Source organism: Nocardiopsis listeri NBRC 13360 (assembly GCF_001570765.1).
GTDB classification, from domain to species: Bacteria; Actinomycetota; Actinomycetes; order Streptosporangiales; family Streptosporangiaceae; genus Nocardiopsis; species Nocardiopsis listeri.
Map to the genome: position 1 here is coordinate 132,598 of NZ_BCSH01000001.1, position 16,662 is coordinate 149,259.

16 protein-coding genes are annotated in these 16,662 nt (G+C 66.6%); 5 read left to right on the forward strand and 11 right to left on the reverse strand.

The genetic code is table 11. From position 1 onward, the window contains the following. The first annotated feature begins 65 nt into the window (after positions 1 to 65). A complete protein-coding gene (locus NLI01S_RS00495) occupies positions 66 to 1,781 on the forward strand; it encodes an ABC transporter family substrate-binding protein (protein WP_067597319.1) in 1,716 nt (571 codons plus the stop codon). A gap of 203 nt (positions 1,782 to 1,984) precedes the next feature. Then, positions 1,985 to 3,112 (forward strand): pectate lyase family protein, encoded by a 1,128-nt coding sequence (locus NLI01S_RS00500; protein WP_067597322.1) that lies wholly within the window; start codon positions 1,985 to 1,987, stop codon positions 3,110 to 3,112. Positions 3,113 to 3,126: 14 nt separating this feature from the next. On the opposite strand, the gene NLI01S_RS00505 is transcribed toward NLI01S_RS00500, so the two are convergent. The 4 genes from NLI01S_RS00505 to NLI01S_RS00520 all read right to left on the reverse strand — a co-directional run bounded on the left by NLI01S_RS00505 (position 3,127) and on the right by NLI01S_RS00520 (position 7,006). Then, positions 3,127 to 3,948: a hypothetical protein gene (locus NLI01S_RS00505; RefSeq protein WP_067597325.1), complete on the reverse strand. Its 822-nt coding sequence runs from the start codon at positions 3,946 to 3,948 to the stop codon at positions 3,127 to 3,129. A gap of 76 nt (positions 3,949 to 4,024) precedes the next feature. After that, positions 4,025 to 4,567 carry a hypothetical protein gene (locus NLI01S_RS00510; RefSeq protein WP_067597328.1) on the reverse strand — a complete coding sequence of 181 codons (543 nt, stop codon included), beginning with the start codon at positions 4,565 to 4,567 and terminating at the stop codon, positions 4,025 to 4,027. A 649-nt stretch (positions 4,568 to 5,216) separates the two neighbouring features. After that, a complete protein-coding gene (locus NLI01S_RS00515) occupies positions 5,217 to 6,311 on the reverse strand; it encodes a pilus assembly protein TadG-related protein (RefSeq protein ID WP_157090889.1) in 1,095 nt (364 codons plus the stop codon). Between the two features lie 323 nt (positions 6,312 to 6,634). Further along, positions 6,635 to 7,006 (reverse strand): hypothetical protein, encoded by a 372-nt coding sequence (locus NLI01S_RS00520; RefSeq protein WP_067597331.1) that lies wholly within the window; start codon positions 7,004 to 7,006, stop codon positions 6,635 to 6,637. Between the two features lie 365 nt (positions 7,007 to 7,371). Between NLI01S_RS00520 and NLI01S_RS00525 the strand changes: the two genes are divergently transcribed. Further along, entirely contained in the window at positions 7,372 to 7,779 is a 408-nt protein-coding gene (locus NLI01S_RS00525; RefSeq protein WP_067597334.1) for a hypothetical protein, read from the forward strand. A gap of 103 nt (positions 7,780 to 7,882) precedes the next feature. Here the strand turns inward: NLI01S_RS00525 and NLI01S_RS00530 are convergent, their stop codons facing one another. Continuing rightward, the gene (locus NLI01S_RS00530; protein ID WP_067597337.1) at positions 7,883 to 8,119 is read right to left on the reverse strand and encodes a GntR family transcriptional regulator; all 237 of its coding nucleotides are present in this window, start codon (positions 8,117 to 8,119) and stop codon (positions 7,883 to 7,885) included. Positions 8,120 to 8,293: 174 nt separating this feature from the next. Between NLI01S_RS00530 and NLI01S_RS00535 the strand changes: the two genes are divergently transcribed. Both NLI01S_RS00535 and NLI01S_RS00540 read left to right on the forward strand, forming a co-directional pair. Beyond that, positions 8,294 to 8,479 (forward strand): hypothetical protein, encoded by a 186-nt coding sequence (locus tag NLI01S_RS00535; protein ID WP_067597340.1) that lies wholly within the window; start codon positions 8,294 to 8,296, stop codon positions 8,477 to 8,479. Beyond that, positions 8,476 to 8,865, forward strand: coding sequence for a hypothetical protein (locus NLI01S_RS00540; protein ID WP_067597344.1), 390 nt, complete (start codon positions 8,476 to 8,478; stop codon positions 8,863 to 8,865). Before NLI01S_RS00535 ends, NLI01S_RS00540 begins: the two co-directional genes overlap by 4 nt. 109 nt (positions 8,866 to 8,974) lie before the next feature. Here NLI01S_RS00540 and NLI01S_RS00545 read toward each other — a convergent pair whose 3' ends face one another. The 6 genes from NLI01S_RS00545 to NLI01S_RS00560 all read right to left on the reverse strand — a co-directional run bounded on the left by NLI01S_RS00545 (position 8,975) and on the right by NLI01S_RS00560 (position 15,577). Further along, on the reverse strand, positions 8,975 to 11,497 hold the full coding sequence (locus NLI01S_RS00545) for a glycosyltransferase family 4 protein (RefSeq protein WP_067597347.1): 2,523 nt from the start codon (positions 11,495 to 11,497) through the stop codon (positions 8,975 to 8,977). A 585-nt stretch (positions 11,498 to 12,082) separates the two neighbouring features. Then, positions 12,083 to 12,265, reverse strand: coding sequence for a hypothetical protein (locus NLI01S_RS26170; RefSeq protein WP_157090891.1), 183 nt, complete (start codon positions 12,263 to 12,265; stop codon positions 12,083 to 12,085). A gap of 704 nt (positions 12,266 to 12,969) precedes the next feature. Next, entirely contained in the window at positions 12,970 to 13,467 is a 498-nt protein-coding gene (locus NLI01S_RS00550; RefSeq protein ID WP_067597350.1) for an aggregation-promoting factor C-terminal-like domain-containing protein, read from the reverse strand. Positions 13,468 to 13,669: 202 nt separating this feature from the next. After that, positions 13,670 to 13,846, reverse strand: a complete 177-nt coding sequence (locus NLI01S_RS00555; RefSeq protein WP_223809048.1) for a hypothetical protein — start codon at positions 13,844 to 13,846, stop codon at positions 13,670 to 13,672. A gap of 360 nt (positions 13,847 to 14,206) precedes the next feature. Next, positions 14,207 to 15,280, reverse strand: coding sequence for an OmpA family protein (locus NLI01S_RS24925; RefSeq protein ID WP_223809049.1), 1,074 nt, complete (start codon positions 15,278 to 15,280; stop codon positions 14,207 to 14,209). Positions 15,281 to 15,367: 87 nt separating this feature from the next. Next, positions 15,368 to 15,577, reverse strand: coding sequence for a hypothetical protein (locus tag NLI01S_RS00560; RefSeq protein WP_067597356.1), 210 nt, complete (start codon positions 15,575 to 15,577; stop codon positions 15,368 to 15,370). Positions 15,578 to 16,662 lie beyond the last annotated feature (1,085 nt).

The following is a 16,662-nucleotide window of genomic DNA, read 5'->3' on the forward strand; positions in this document are numbered from 1 at the left end:
GGTTCGAAGGCACGGCCGGTGCCGCCCCGCGCACCGGTCACACCATCCCTAGGAGGGAAATCCCCATGCGTATCGGGAAGGCGCGTTACCTCGCCCCCGCTTTCGCGCTGGTGCTGTTGGCCAGTGCCTGCGCGAGCGACGACGGTCAGGACGAGGGCGACGCCCAAGCAGAGCAGGCGTCCCTGCCGGCCGAGGACCTCAACCCCGCGGACCGCGACGACCTCCAGGACGGAGGTGACTTCATCTGGGCCCTGAGCGAGTACGAAGAGCAGCACAACATGCTCCACGTCCAGGGCAACAAGGGCGACGTGCGCCGAGTCATCGCCGCGGTCATGCCGTCCGTGACCCGTTATGACGCCGAGGGCGGGTTCGCTCCCAACGAGAACTACGTTCTCGACTACGAGGTCAGCGACGACGGCCTCGAAATCGACTACGTGCTCAACCCCGACGCGGTGTGGTCCGACGGTGAGCCCATCACCTGGGAGGACTACGAAGCCGTTGTCACCACCATGAAGGGTGAGCGCGGCGACGACTTCGAGATCATCTCCACCGACGGTTACGAGTGGGTCGACGAGGTCGTCGAGGGTGAGGACGAGTACTCCTTCACCCTGAAGATGAGCGAGCCCTACGGTGAGTGGCCCACGCTCTTCCGTGAGTTGTACCCCAAGGAGTACATGGAGGACGCGGAGCTCTTCGCCGAGGGTTACAACAAGGACATCCCCGTCACCGCCGGTCCGTTCGGCGACGTGGAGTTCGACGACGTCGCCTCCCGCATCACCGTCCACAAGAACGAGGACTGGTGGGGAGAGGAGGCCAAGCTCGACCGCATCATCTTCGCGGGTCTGGACACCAGTGCCCAGGCCGGTGCCTTCGCCAACAGTGAGGTCGACGCCTTCTACCTCGGCTACGACGCCGCCGGCTACGAGCGCGTGAAGGACATGGAGGGTGAGGGCGCCTACTTCACCCGCGCCGTCAACCACGGTCACCGCTTCACCGCGCTGAACGGCTCCAGCCCGCGTCTGGAGGACAAGAAGGTTCGTCAGGCCATCGCCCTGGCCATGGACCGCGACACCATGGCCGAGGTCGCCCTCGGCGCGGTGGAGTGGCCCATCACCGGTGAGGTCAACCGCCTCCTGCGCTCCAGCCAGAACGGTTACCAGGACAACAGCGGTGACCTGGGCGAGCGCGACCTCGACCGCGCCGCCGAGCTCCTGGACGAGGCCGGCTGGACCCTGGAGGACGGTGCGGAGTTCCGCACCAACGAGGACGGCGACAGCCTGACCCTGGCCTACGTTGCCTCCGAGGGCATGGACCTGGCCGTGGACGAGGCCGAGATGACCCAGCAGATGCTCGCCGAGGTGGGCGTCGAGGTCGACGTCCAACAGGTGCCGGCCAACGCGCTCTTCTCCGAGTACGTGACCCCCGGCAACTACGAGATGGTCACCTACGTCCTCACCGGCACCTCACCCTTCGGCGGCGACTCCAAGGGCAACTACGGCATGCCGCTGGACGAGGAGGGCGAGAACTGGGGCGCCAACAACAGCAAGCACTCCACCCCGGAGATCGACGAGCTGTTCGACGAGATGGTGGTCGAGACCGACCCGGACGAGTACGCCCGGATCGCCAACGAGATCGACGCCCTGCTGTGGGAAGAGGTCCTGACCATCCCGCTGTTCGAGCGTCCCGGCTTCTGGGTCATGAAGGACGACCTGCACAACTTCGGTGAGTTCGGTCTGGCCGCCGACTTCGTGTACGAGGACATCGGCTGGGCCGCGGAGTAACCTCCACGGTCGCTTCCGACCTCCGGGCGCGGTGAGCGCCCGGACGGCCCGAACACCACCAGAGGGCGTCGTTCCCCGAGCAAGGGGGAGGGCGCCCTCTGCCGTGCGCTGTCGGGGATGGCCGTGCCCAGACTCTCCCCGGGCCTGAGAGAATCGGTACGATTCGACACCCCCCTCCCTCCCCGCTCGTTGGAAAGTTCCAGATGCGACTCCACCCTCTCGCCGCGTCCTGTCTCGTGGTCCTGCTGTGTGCGGCCCTGGTCTCCTGCTCCCGTTCCGAGGAAACCGCCGAGGAAACCGAGACGCCCACCGGCGCGGCGGTGAATCCGGACCCGGAGGACGTCGACGAGACCAGTCCACCGCCGCAGGAGTCACAGGAGGAATGGCCCTACGGCACCCCGGTGGGTTGGGCGGCCGAGCCCGGAACGGTGGAGGCGGTACCCGGCGATGACGGCGATGGCGGCGATGACGGCGAAGGCAGTGGGGACACGGAGGAAGCCGAGGATGGTACCGAGGGCGAGGACACCGAACACCCCGGGGTGACCGGTGGCGCCGAAGGGGAGACCGTCACCGCCACCGACGCCGACGACCTCGCCGAACACCTCTCCTCCGACGAACCCCTCGTGGTGGAGGTCGAGGGCGACATCGACCTCGACGGCACCATCGCGGTCGGCTCCGACAAGACCGTCCTGGGGGTGGGCGAGGGCGCCGAACTGACCGATGGTCGACTGGACGTCGACGGCTCCACGAACGTCATCGTCGCCAACGTCACCATGGACGTGGACGGCACCGCCATCGCCGTCCACGGCGACGCCCACCACGTGTGGGTGGACGGATCCACCTTCACCGGGGGAGACGACGACGCCCTGGTCATGGTGACCGACGGCGCCGACCACGTCACCCTGTCCTGGAACCACTTCGTCGAGGCCGAGGCCGCCGTCACCATCGGCTCCACCGAGGACGACACCGGCGCGCTGCGGGTGTCGGTCCACCACAACTTCTTCGACGGCACCACCTCCCGACACCCGCGTGCCCGCAACGCCGAGCACGTCCACGTGTTCAACAACTACTTCCGGGACAACCCCGAGTACGGGGTCAGCTCCGCCCAAGGCTCCAAGGTGCTGGTCGAGGGCAACTACTTCGAACGCACCCCCCTGTCGGTCTCCAGCGAGGAGGAGGAACCCGGCGACGTCGTCACCCGTGACAACCTGCTGGTCGATTCCGAACAGCCCGAGCTGCGCGGCGAGGTCCCCGACCCGCCCTACGCCTACGAACTCGACGACACCGTCAGCGTCCCCGACCTGGTCACCGCGCGAGCCGGAACGCTCTGAACCCGGCCGTCCCTTCAGTTGCCCACCGCGTGGTAGTCGTAGGTCTCCCCGTCCCCGTCGGCCGTCTCGTAGCTGAGCCGGCGGGGGTGGCCGTCCTCGTCGATCCACAGGTCGAACTCGGCGTCCGGTAGACGCGTCAACGTGTTGTCGCCGGTGTCGGGGTCGTAGCCGCCCATCGAAGCGGGGAAGTTCCCCGAGTATCGGTGCGCGGTGTGGGTGCTCGCCGGGACCCCCTCCGGTCCCCGTGGCAGACGCACCTCCTCGGTCTCCACCAGCTCCAGTCCCACGGCGGACTCCACCAGCGCGTCCATGGTGGCCAGGAGGAAATCCACCGAGCACAACCGCAGGTCCGCCTCGGTGGGCGGGTCCAGCAGGGTGAGCCCGTTCAACCCCTTCTCGGCGGTCATCAGGTGCCCCGATCCGGCGAGCTCGTAGCGGAACACCTCCACTTCCTCCTCGGTCCGGTGGTAGTGCTCGAACTCGACGTCGAGGTCCTCGCCCGCGCGGGCCCAACCCCGGCCCGCCTCCGTGCCCTGCGAGTACTGGGCGTAGCTCACCTGTACCGAGGGCGAGGATCTCAGCTCCTCCGCGGCCGCCTCCAGGACTGCCTCAGCGTCCGCGGGGTCGGCTTCCTCGGGTCGCTCCGCGGGTGGGCGGGCCCGTGGACTCGGGTGGTCCACCGGGGTGGACGCCCCCTGCGAACCACCGTCGAGGACCAGACGGGACACCCCCCAACCACTCGCGATGACCGTGAGACAGACCGCGACCACGAGCAGGGTCATCGGCCAGTCCGGGCTCTGCGCCGGAGCCTGGTCCGCCGGGTCGGTGAAAAGCATCGATGTCGACACTGACAACGCCTCGTTTCTGCGGTTCGAAGTGAGGGGTGTACCGCTTACGGGGAGTACGACGCGGTCACTCACCGCTCCGTTCGAGTACGACACGCACATAATCCCCGCCGACACCGACGAAACGGAGGGTGTACTGGATCTCAGGGGACTCCAGATACCCCCGAAGGAAGCCGAAGGTCTCCGTTTCCGCCAGCGCCCGCAGCAGGCGTCGTGAACCGTGTTCCCACACCAGTCGCACCGCCGTGCGCGCCGCCACGGTCGAGTCGAACCTGCCCCCGGCGAACAGACCGTGGAGTTCCTCGGGGGTGAGTTGCAACAGCGTGGCCTCCAACAGGTCCGAATCCAACAGCCCCAACAGGGCGAGCACGCAGTCCACCCTGCCCACCGGGTCCGGGGTGGGCAGACAGCGCAGGACCGTCTCCGCGACCTCCACCGGGTCCAGGTCTGCGTCACCGAACGGTGTGCCTTCGTGGTCGGTCGTGGTCGATTCCGGGTCCAGGGCGCGCTCCGCGGCCGTTCCCCACGGCTCGGCCACCTGTGGTGCCACCACCGTGAGCGTGGCCGCGAGCGACGCGATGAGGGTCAGGAGCGCGGCGTACTCCAGCACCCCCGCGCCCTGGTCCGGGTGTGGCGGTTGGTCGCCCCGTGCTCTCGTGTCCCGGTCTCGGCGGGGCGAGTGGCGGCCCCGCCTCCTCGTTTCGCCATCCTCGTGCCGGGCCCGGAGCGGAACCCGAGCGCGCACGTGCGGTGCGGGCCGGCGGCGCGGCCCCTGGGTCATGCGCCCACCTCCCTGACCGGAGCTCCATGGGCGACGTCCAGCGCGGTCCGGGCCGGTGTGGTCGGCCGAACCCCTCGCGGCAGGGGCCGGTCGGCCGCCACGTGCGACCGTGTCCGGGTCATCCGGGTGCCCCGTGGGTACGGGTCCACACCCCACGGGTGGGCGGCTGTGCGGCCGAAGGCGACCGCGTCCCCTGCCGGCTCCGCCGACTCCGGCCGCAGGACGCCCGGTAGTGGCTCGCGGCCGGGAGGTGGCGTGCCCGACGACACCGAGGATCCCCCTGGACGGCGAGGCCGCGGCGGGGGAGGGGCGCCATGGGGGCGGAGAAGGAGCGGGACGCTTCCGTGAGGTACGACGTGTTCTCGCGTCATGTCTCAAGGTTCGGCGGCCCGGGTCATCCCGGCAAGCCCCGAGTCCGAACCTGTGGATAACCGCAAACTCCCTGTTCAGAGGGGGTTCTCGGTTATGGTTCCCAGGACTAGCGGAAGGGCGGTGGCCCGGCGGACAGGTGGATGTGGTCCACGTGGTTCTGCGTTGGACCGTCCCGGTACCCGGCGGACCTCTTCACGCCATCCCACGGTCCCACCGCGTCCCGCGCCGGATTCCAGATGTGGTAGTCGTAGATGATCCCCTTGACGTTCAGCTCCTGGTGGTTCTGGATGAGCCAGTCGATCACCTGGATGGCGGTGGCGTGCATGTCCGGCGTCGGCGTCCCGCCCAGCTCCGCCATCATGTAGTCCACGGCCTCGCCGTACCCGTGGTCGCTGCTGGCCTCGTCGCGGTAACCGCCCGCGGACAGGTAGAAGCCCGGGAACTGGTCGTTGAGCGCCTGATGGGCGGCGCACATCTGCGGGTGCAGGCCACCGAGGTTCTCGCAGTCCACGATCGCGCCTCCGCCGAACACCGAGTTCGGATCGAACTCGTACTGACCCTCCTGGTCGACCAGGTGCACGTCGAACAGCCCCGCGGCCTGGTCCGAGTCGCCCACCGGCGAACCGTCACAGTTCAGCCCGTCGTCGTCACGTCCACAGGCCGCGTCGAGTTCGATGATCGCGATCGCCGCGGCGCTGCCGAAGGACGTCTCGCTCATGTCCTCCTCGCCCTCGCAGACGATGTCGTTCCAGTGCCGCGAGGCGTCCGGCTCCAACTCCCGCTGGCACAGCGCACCTCGTACCTCCACCCGGACGATGTTGCCGGAACGGCCCATCACGTTGTCACTGGCCCGGATGTCGGTGAGCACCGCCCCGTTCTCCCGCGCGAAGTCCTCAGCCCGAGACTCGGCGATCTCCTCGTCGTAGCGGGGCATCGGATAGGAACCACCGGCGAGCTGGTCGGACGCGCTGTCCCGCAGGGCGCTCACCGCGGCCAGGGCGGCGGCGTCCGCCGCGGTCTGGGCCTGGGAACGCTGGTCGTTGGCGAACCCCACCCGCACGAACAGCACGGTGAGCGCCAACAGGGCGATGGTCATGCCGAACAACAGCAGGATGTTGGCCTGGCCGTCGTCGCGGCGTCCCTGGAGATGCCGTCGACGCCGCGTTGGGGATCGTTCGGGACTGCGGAGGATACGTCGCATGCTGGTCCGGGGGTCGTTCCCGCGGGGAGCGGGGCGGGGGCTCGGGCGGGGCCGCGCCCGACCCGAGGGCCAGGAACGGCACGGGGACGTAGGCGACCGAACACGAATCGCACACACCCCTGCGCCGGGCAGCTTAACCCGGGCGGTTCCACCGGTACAGGGTCGACCGGGGCGTAGCGTCCGGTGCGGGGTCGTCACCGCAGGTGGCGGCGGTGTCGCGTGGAGCGGGGTGACCACAGGCGGCCAGTGACCGCCTCGGGAGATCGCTCACGGCACTCACGTCACGCGGAGCCGGTCACGTGGTCTCGTTCGAAGGGACCCGGTCAGGGGGCAGGCGACCGACGACTGGCGCCGTCGAGGATGTGCGCGATCTCCTGGGCGGCGGCCCGGGCCGTCTCGGTGTCGGTGGCCTCCGCGGCCGCCAGTTCGAGCCGGGCCAGCCGGGCCGCCCGTCGTGGGCAGTCGCGCAACTCCACGAACACGCCCCACCGGCGCAGGAACATGCGCACCGGAATCGGGTCGCCGGTACGCGAACACAGGTCGCGGACATAGCGGTGTTGGATGTCGAAGGTCGACAGCGCTTCGGGGGACACGCGACGCACCGCGGCGCGCAGGGCCTTCCCGTCGGCCGGCGGCTCCACCACGGGCACCTCGGGGACCGCGGACGGTTCGGGGCGCAGTGGCTCACGGGACATTCGACTCACCTCTTCGCAGGTGGACCGGGGGACATGGGTAGAGCATGCGCTGTTCCCAGGGGTGGGACAAGCGAGATCGCGGAACCTGTGGAAAACTCCCCCCTCGGTCGTTGCGCCCATAAAAGCGGTGGCTCGCCCGGTGGCGCTTTGGGCGGAATGCGCTGGAACCGCCGCGTACGAAGGTGTTGGAAGGTGGCCGGACGCACAGGACCGAAACTCCCCGTGAGCGACCATGCGCTGTCCGAAACCCCTGGCCGTGGGAAGTCGCGCTCGGCCGAATCTAGGGCGGTCGACCGCGGCGTATTCTGCTGCCCAGACCATGGCCGCCCTCGGCCGTGGCCGAACGCACGGAGGGTCCAGCGGCCGTGAACCGTCCACCAGAACCCACGGAACAGCTCCCGACCACGCCCTACCCGCGCGCGGCCCTGGCCGCCTGCGCGGCGCCACCCGTGGCGGCCCTGTTGATCGGCCCACTGGCGCGGACCTTCGACGTCTTCGCGATCGAACTGCCCAACGGCGCCGTGTTGCCCATGGGGTACGTGGTGTTCCTGGTGGTCCTGTTCCCGCTGTTCATGCCACCCGACGTCCGCCACCTGGCCTCGCTGGTCTCCGCCGGGCTGCTCGCACCGTTGGCGGTGGTGTGGCTGCTGTGGTCCGCCCCGGTCGGGGTGTACCTGCTGCCGGTGGTGGGGTTGTCGTTGATCGCCTGGGCCGTCGACCACCCCGGACTTCTCGGCCGCACACAACACGCGGTCGCCCCCGGCGACGGGTAGCGGTTCCGGTCAGGGGTGGTCGTCCCCGCCCGTGGGGGCGGCGTCGGGTCGGGCGGCCACGAAGGTGCCGCGCCCGTGCACCGTCACGATGATTCCGCGCCCGTCAGGCTTCTCGGCGTTTGACGTAGGTGCCCTTGCCCTGGGACGTCACGACGAGGTCGCGTTCGATGAGGATCGCGTACGCCTCTCGTGCAGTGCGGCGGGAGACATCGAATCGGGTGCAGACCTCCGCTTCCGAGGGAAGCCGGGAATTAGGTCGGTAGGTACCGTCCTCGATCTGTGCGGCGATGATGTCGGCGATCTGCCGGTACATCGGTTCGGGGCCTTCGAGTTCGTGCATAGTCCGACACTAAACGGGTCAGAACGGCCTGTAGCGGGACGTAACGAGACGTGACAAGTTGATACAAGTGCTTTACCGTTGGAAGACCCGCGAAAGACGGGACCCCGGCGACGTGTTAGCGCACGCCCCGGGGCCGTGGCCGACCTGAACAGACAGGACGACATGAAGACCCTAATGGCAATCCTCGCCCTCCTCGTACGACTGTTCCGGCCCAGCCGTGGCTGGCACACCACCTACGACACCTACCTGGGCGCCCTGCGCACCGAATTCAGCGTCGGCCGCGCACGTCGCGCGCGCAGGGCCCGACGCGTACGTCGCTACGTCGAGTCCATCCCCGTCCTCGGGGAGGTGGCCGCATGACCGCCGCCGACATCCTCACCCATGACGACAGCGCACACACCGAAGAACTGGTCCGCCACCTCACCCACCTCCTACGCTGCCCCGGCAGTCCCACGCACGCCCGAGCCGACCTCGACCGGGCGGACACGACCTTCTCCCGACTGGATCGGATGCTCAGGCGGGGGCGGTCACTGCCCAGTTCCTGGCGCATCGACCCCTACGCCTCGGACGCCGAGCACTCCCGCATCACCGACCTGTACGATCAGGTGAGCGAGGAACTGCGCACGCTCGGCGACACGAACCTCTCCTGGCGGGCGTTGACACGGGCGGGGGATCGGTGGGGCAGGCTCGACACCGCGCTCCGGTTCGGGGCGCCCCTGCCCGAACCCTGGTGGCCGTCGTCCTGACCCATGAATCGCTCTGAGCCACGCACGGGGCGCGGGTTCGACCACCCGCGCCCCGTCGACCGTGCCTCCTCGACCGTGCTCCGACCACTCGCCCCCGCCCCCGGCCCCGTCAGCGGAACCGACGCTTCAGCCCGTCCATCATGTGCACGTCGGCGACGGTCAACCGCACGTCCCCCGAGTCCAACGGCGCCACGGTCGCCGATCGCACGTACACGCCGTGACTCCACGTGCGATTGGTGCTCGGGAAGATCGCCTTGGCCCCCAACCGTCCCAACGCCTCGGGTGGCCCGGCCAACAACCGCAGCTGCCACCGCGCCCGCAGGATCGTCGTCCCCAGGTGGTCGTCGTGCCGCAGCAACGGCAACCGGCCCACCAACCGCGACTCCTCCCGGTCGGACGCGGCCGCCACCGCCTCCAACGGGAAACGCCGGCCCGCGTCGGTGCCGCGCACCACCTCCACCGCGTACGCCACCCCCTCGGGCAACGACGAACCCAGCAGGACCTCCAGGCGCAGATCCTCCCCACGACGCCCGACCGGACGGACCTGGACCGACTCCACCGGAATCGTCGGAGCCAACGGAGACGTCTTCAACCCCAACCGGTCGTTGACCGTGTAGTACGGGCGCACCTTGGTCCCCGGACCATAGGTGGGTTTCACCGGCTGGGCGGAGTACTCGATGATCTTCTTGTAACCCACCACCCCGGACAGGTGGCGGCCCACGGTGCACTCGGTCCCGTCGGACAACACCAGCCGCAACTGCCACTTGTCGGAGTCGCCGTGCCGCCCACCTGCGACCGTTTCCGGATCGATCACCGCCGTGAACTCGCCCCCGTGCGCCACCGCCGACGGGAACTCGTGGCGGGGCTGCGGGGAGCCGTGCAGCCGTACCACCATGCGAGCCCGGGCGTCGGGTCGCGTCCGACCCAGCACCCTCCCCTGCACGGTGATGAGACCATCGGCGACCTCCACGTGTTCGACCTCGGCGTGGTGTCGCGAACTCCGCACCTGGAGGATCAACCGGCCCTTCGGGGAACGCGCGGGGATCACCAGGGTCAGGCCGCTCATGTGCGTGCTGGACAGCGGGAACCCGTGCTGGTGGATGGTCACGTCCCGCACCGGGGTCTCCTGCCCGCCTTCCCGGTTCCCGGAGTCCACGGAGCCCGTTCGCTCCGAGGAGCCATCGACCCGGCACACCTGCCAGGTCCCGGTGGTCAGGTCCAGCTCGGCGGCGTCCACCAGGACCCGGCCCTCGGAATCCGGGGTCAGCTCCACCCGTCGATTCTCCGTGGTGAGCACCACCGCGTCCGGCACCCGTGAGTCGATCGGGTCGTGGACCTCCCCGGACTCCGTGCTCGGACCGAAGTCCAACTCCGTCACCCCGTCGGGGCCCACCTGGACCAGACACGACGCCGGTGTCTCCGCCCGCGGCGTCGGCAGGTGCGGGACCGGGTGCGCGGGCATGCTCGCCCCGGCCAGCTCGTGGAAGAGCTCCTCGTGCCGGCGCACCACGTTCACCGGGTCGAAGCGTTCCGAATCGCTCAGCGCCGCCGCGGACATGCGCCGCCGCAACTCGTCATCGCCCATCAGGTGCGCCAGCCCCTCCGCGATCCCCGGGGCGGACTTGTTGGGGACCAGCAGGCCGTCCTCCTGATGCCGGATGATCGACGCCGGCCCGTGCGGGCAGTCCGTGCTCACCACCGGCAGCCCCGAGCGCATGGCCTCCACGATGGTCATCCCGAACGGCTCCTCACTGGAGGTGACCGCCGCGAACGCGCCCTGGGCCCAGGCCTCCTCCACCCGGGGATGCGGGCCCATCAGCCATACCCGGTCCTGCAATCCCAGCTTGCCCACCAGTTTGCCGAGTGCCCCGCGCCTGCTGCCGCGCCCGTAGATGCGCAGCGTCCAGTCCGGGAACTCGTCGCTGACCATGGAGAACGCCTGTACCAGCAGATCGTGGCGTTTGCTGGGGGCGAGTCGGCCCGCCGCGACGATCGTGCGGGTGTTGTGCCCGTTGACGGTGAACGGCGGCGCCGGCACCGAGTTGGGGATGGACAGCAACCGCACGCCCGGCAACGGCATCCGTTCGGAGTAGGTGCGCGCGTCGGCTTCGGTGACCGTGACGAAGGCGTCCAGGTTCGGGTACTCCTCCGCCATCACTCGGCGAAGTTCGTCGGAGTGCTGCTCGTAGGTGAGGTGCTCCTGACCGACCTTGACGATCCGTTTGGGCGCCGCCCGGGCGATCAGCACGTTCAACCCGGGGCGGGTGCCCACGACCACGTCGGCGTCGGTGGTGGCCAGGTACTCCTCCAACCGGTCATCGGTGAGGCGGCTGTGGGTGGAGCCCCGGCCGTCCTCCGGAGGAAAGAGGAGCGGTGGCAGACCGGCCCGTTCCGAACCCTCGTACAGCGGGCGCCCGCCGACCCCGGTGGCCTGGGCGTCCCTTTGTCGGATGTCGACCAAGGGACGCAGGGTGACCTGGGCGGGGACGGGAAGGACGGGATCCGCGCGGTGCCGGAACACCGAGACGATCTCCACCTCGTGCCGTGCCGACAGGGCCGTCGCCTGGTTGGCGACCGTACGCACGGTGCCGCCGATGCCGTACATGTCGTTGATCAGATAGGCGATCTTCACTGAGCCCCCATGTTCCGGCGCCGTCCTTCGCGGGTGCGAAGGACGGCGCCCGTGTCCCCTGCACCCACACCGAGTCGCCTCTCCGAGTGGAGGTGGTGTGGGGATGAGCGATCAGATTATGAGGGGGAATGGGGGTAAAAGTTCTGATCTGTCCAGTAATGTCCGAAGATTTGCCGCTACCTGTAGGGGTTTTGCGGCGATTCCGAACAGTGGAAACCGGAATGGTGAAAGCGCAGCCGCGAAGGCCCGCGCGGGATGGCGCTTCTCGGTGAGCGTACCCGTCGGAGAGAGTATGGGACGGACGCACGACAAGGAGGACACGACACGCGGTCGCGCGCCCGCCCACGACACGGGAACCCGCAAAGATGCCCGTGGTCTGAGAACCCGCTCCCCCGCCTTTGCAAGGGGTGCTCGAAGAGGCAGGGGAGCGGGGCGGAGGCGACACGGTGGGTTCCGACTCGTCCGGTACGAGACCGGAACGGTTCCCGAACGACCCTCCGGGGTTCGGGAACCCCCAGGCCGCGGAACCGTACACCTACCGGGTGGGGCCCGCCCCCCACACCGGTGCCGCCTCCTGGTCCGGGGTCACCCGCCGAGCGGGGACCGCGTGATCCGAGTGCCCTCGGAGGGCGAGATCGCCCGACGGGCACGGTCGACGGTGAACGGTCGTCGGCGCGTGCCGGTCTCGGTCTCGTTGGGAGAGGGTCGTGGGGGCGTATCGCCGTGCGTCGGGGGATTACGGACGGCGATCAGAGCCAGGAGGGTCAACCACTGGAGTGTTCGAGCCAGGGTGTTCGCGTGCCGTGGCCTCGGGCATCGAGCCACCCGCTTGGGCAGGGGTGAGGGGGTGCCCGGGGAAACGGGTGAGACGGGTGCGTCCGGTGTGGCGGAAGCGCCGGAGGTCGCGGTGGCGGGGGAGGTTCCAGGTAACGAGGGCGTGTTGGGAGGTGTGCTGTCCAAGACGGTTCCTGACGAGTCGGGGGCTCGTTGTCGGACGGGCCGAGGGCGGATGCGGGGGCAACACCCGTGGGTCCGTCGGGACGCGGAGAAGTAGGCCACTTCCGTGTCCACCGTGCAAACGTGTGGTGGAAGACCTACCTCTCATGTTTCGTGCTTGGCAACGCTGCGTTGCCTTCGATGGACACTCTGCCGGATAAGACGGAAAAAGTCGTGGCCCGAAGGTGACTTTCCGTGGCCGAATCTGGCCACCATCGGGGATCCGCAGGTCGCAGAGGACGAGAGCGCCATCCATACGGCTGCGGTGCCGGGAAGGCTGGGGCGGCCCGCACGGTGGGGGACCCGAGGGCCGGGGACCGGGGTCGAACGCGGGACCGGGAACGGCGAAACGGGCGCCTCTGTGGCGGCTCACGGACGGCCTGAGAGGTCGCGTGCGAGCGATCTCGGAGCGCGTCGCCAAGGGCTCTTCGGCTACGGCCTGGTGATGGTTCGGTGGGGGAGCTCTTCCAGCTGCCTCAGTAGGACTTGGTGCTCTGCCAGTACGACCATGCCTGGCAGGGGGTGCCGTAGGTGCTCTCGATGTAGCTCAGCCCCCAGTCGATCTGTACCGAGGCGCTGCTTCGGAAGCCATCCGGCATGGCTCCGTGCACGGAGGGATTGAACCCTACGATGCCGTGCGTGCCGTACTGCGGGTCGACGATGCTCGGGTCCCAGCCGGACATCTGGCTCCACATGCTGTCCAGGCAGGTCCATTCCTGGTCGGTCCAGCCGTAGGACGTGGCGGACTGCATGGCGATGTTCTTGTTGTCCGCGTGGTTGTTGCCGCCACCCCACTCGTACTCTTCGGGGTCATCGGGGCGATCGTGATCCACCCAGGTCTGGTCACCGCATTCGGGTCCACCGACCAGACAGACCATTTGGCGTACCCCGTTGTTGAAGGTGGAACTGAGCTCGCTCTGGTAGATGAGCGTGATGAGCGCGGCGGCGAAGACGGTGACGACGGCCAACTCCACGAAACCCGCGCCACGGTCGCTGTTCTCCCCGAGGGCGGGACGGAGCCGGCGCAGGGCTTTGTTGAGCCGGCGGTTTACCCGGCCTGAGGGCCTGGTCGAAGAGTCCCGTCGTGAATCCCCGAGTTCGGGGCGGTGGGGAGTGGTCAACGCCGCCTCCAGCGGAATCCAGGTGTGGGGGAGTGAGTGGTCGTCGGGTCAGCGGTCAGGAGATCGGGATATTTTCGATCGGCTCGAAGCCAGGGATCTCCAGGGTGATGGCGTCCACGTCCTCAGGCACGGAGTACATGGACCAGTAGGCGACCTGTTCGTCAGGTTTAATCAGTACTTTGAAATCGAGTGAAAGCTGGCCTGAGCAAACACAGTCACTCACTCCGTCCATGATTGGATGGTATCTCGTATTTCCATCCGGGCTCGACGTGGTGACCCCAGAGTAATAGACGGGTTGGCTGTACATGTATGAAGTTCCAGAAGGCCAATTGAAGCGGACTTCGGAACTTCCTTCATTCTTAATGCTCCAGGTTACAGACAGAAGGGTGCCTGATTCGCTTCTCTCGGCCGCATGTGCCTCTGCTGTTAGGCCAGCGCTCACATCTTCATTAGATTCTGCTGTGCCTAGTGAATCCAAGTTTTCAGTAGTGGGGGCTGGGGAAGCAAGTACACTGGAGCCTGTGCTGAAACTAAGGGCCAATGCAAATGCACTAAAACCGATTGCGCGGAGCCATGTTCTCATTTATTCCACCTACTTCTCGAATGTCACGCTGACTCTGCGGTTGCGTTCTCGTCCTTCTTCGGTTTCGTTGTCTGCAATAGGGTCTGCTGAACCATGCCCTTCGACCTCGAAAGTGATTCCCCCGCGGGTGATCATTCCATCTAGGGCTGATTCGACGCTTTCGGCGCGATCCCTCGAAAGGGGGATGTTGATGGAGTCATCGCCGGTGTTGTCGGCGTGACCATCGATGGAAACTTCGGAGGAATTAGCATCATCAATCTCCTGGCTGACCTGCTCCAGAATATCGCGGGCATCCGCACTCAAATTAGAGCTGTTTGTGTCGAAGAGTACGTCAGATGACAGGATGATGCTTACTTCGTCTGAACTCTCCGTTCGGCCAGTCTGGTCCTCTTCGAGGCTGTCGGAGATATTAGTAAGATCAAGAACCTGAGGGTCTTCGAGGTTTGCGTTCTCGACCGAACCAGAAGAACTGCTGATTGGAACATCGAGCAAGGGTGGCGTGAGAGGCGTAATAAGTGTCGCCTTTTCCAGGTCTCCTGGAGGTTCAGGGTAAATTACCCACAGGTCTTCGGTTTCACCGCTCGGAATGGTCCCTTCCAGGGAACTGCAGAAGAATTTTCCGTTGCTTTGATTGTAGCTGAGATATCGCTGCTGGTTGACATCATCAATAAGGCTGATATTGCTGGCAGAGCGATGGTTCTCGGTATCCGATAGCCCGAATCCTATGTCAAAGCTATCCGAAGAGTTGTTAGTAACTCCTAGGCGTAGGCGGAGAAGATCATTTTCCAGTCGTTCAAGTGCGTAGACATCAACCTGAAGGTCGGCTCCTAGTTCAGTTGACGTAGTAACAGAACTGGCAATGGGGTGGTTTTGGGGGGTTGTTTGGGTAGGTGAGGACTCTCCGGAGGGAGGTGAATTATCGCTACCCTCGCCTGGGGGAGAATCCGAACTAACGACGCATCCAGAGGAAAAGAAAATAACCATGGCAGCCGATCCTGACGCCAGTACTGCTTTCCTGGGTGCTCTCGGGGGAGAGGTTCTGCTATTTGCCAATGGGTTCCATTTCTCTGTTTTCTCTTTCATGCTTGTCTCTGGATTTGGCTAATGAAGTTGTCTGGGATGCCTTATCCAGTTGCGCTGATGGGTTTTGGCTTTAGCTCCCCGTCGCTCCTAGACTCCGAAGACGCCGCTGATTGCGCCGATGATTCCCTGAACAATGATGTCGCCAATATTGCTTGCGTAAAGGACAGCGGCCACGATGCCGACGAACACGATGATGGCCCCGTACTCGACGAAACCGGCACCCTTGTCTTTGTGCTCGGCGTCCTGCGGCATGACTACGGTGCTGACCTTGGCCCAAAGCTTGTGAGTGAAATTCATGGAGGTGACTCCTTACCGGGGTGGGGGCTCTGTGGACTACCGCTACTGCGCGGCAACCCGATGATGGACCTGGGGCCTGGGTCCGCCAGCGCTTGTGACGGGGGCTCTGTGACCCCTCATCACTCCACTATCGAATAGGAGGTGGTGCACTACGCCGGCCTCTGACCGGATGTGGCCAGGCCTGTTGACGTCACGCTCATTGCAGCGCAGCCAGCCTGAGATTTCTGGGGGTTTCCGTGAAATCCCAGGTGAATGCGGGTGCGCATTGAGTTCTGTGTTCACGTGGCCGCCGCTTCGTGTGACCGCTCGACTTCCCCCAGCTCCCATGATCGCACGCACTTCTCTGATACGTCACGAGTGGGTGTATTCACCCAGTTCAGAGCGTTGGCGTCCGACGTGGACGATCTTCACGGCTCATATCCTGGTACCTGGTTCCAGCTAGTCGGTCGCTCATATCGCCGAGCAGGTCAGTGACTCCTTGTCCCCGCAGGTCACAACTTCACTGTGCGCATCAGCGGGTGGAAAACCACCTGGAGGCTTCGGTCTTCTCACCGTGGGACAGCTCTTCGGCCCCCGCCGCTGCCCTGCCCCCAGCCGGGATACCTGTCGCCAGGACCGCCCCAACCGAGCCGGTCCTGCGAGCCTGAAAGACATCTCAGCTTTGGATGACCACGCGTTGCCTCTCACGCTCCTGGTGATGACCTTTGGTGCGTTGCTACCGGGCGGATAGCCGGCCATCCGCCTCGCGCTACCCGCCGCCACCTCGAGCAGATCCCACCACCGCCCCACTACACCGATATGAGCTCCTTCCCTCCAACGGAGTTGGTTTACCTGGCAGGCGGGGCCAAGCCGGTGGGCCAGGCCGCGTTGATGGTCCTCCTTCTGACCAGAAGGCCCCGGGACATGATCGGACTGCCGGGACCCGTACGAACACCACTGCTCACTAAGAAGGAACGTCTCTGCGTACATGAGGGCGCTGACCCAGTTCGACTGATGCGATGACGTGTACCACTCTCGTGTTTGTGCAGCCCAAGGACCTATTGTTTAGTCCTGTCCACAATCGGCCATATAGCGCATCATGCGTG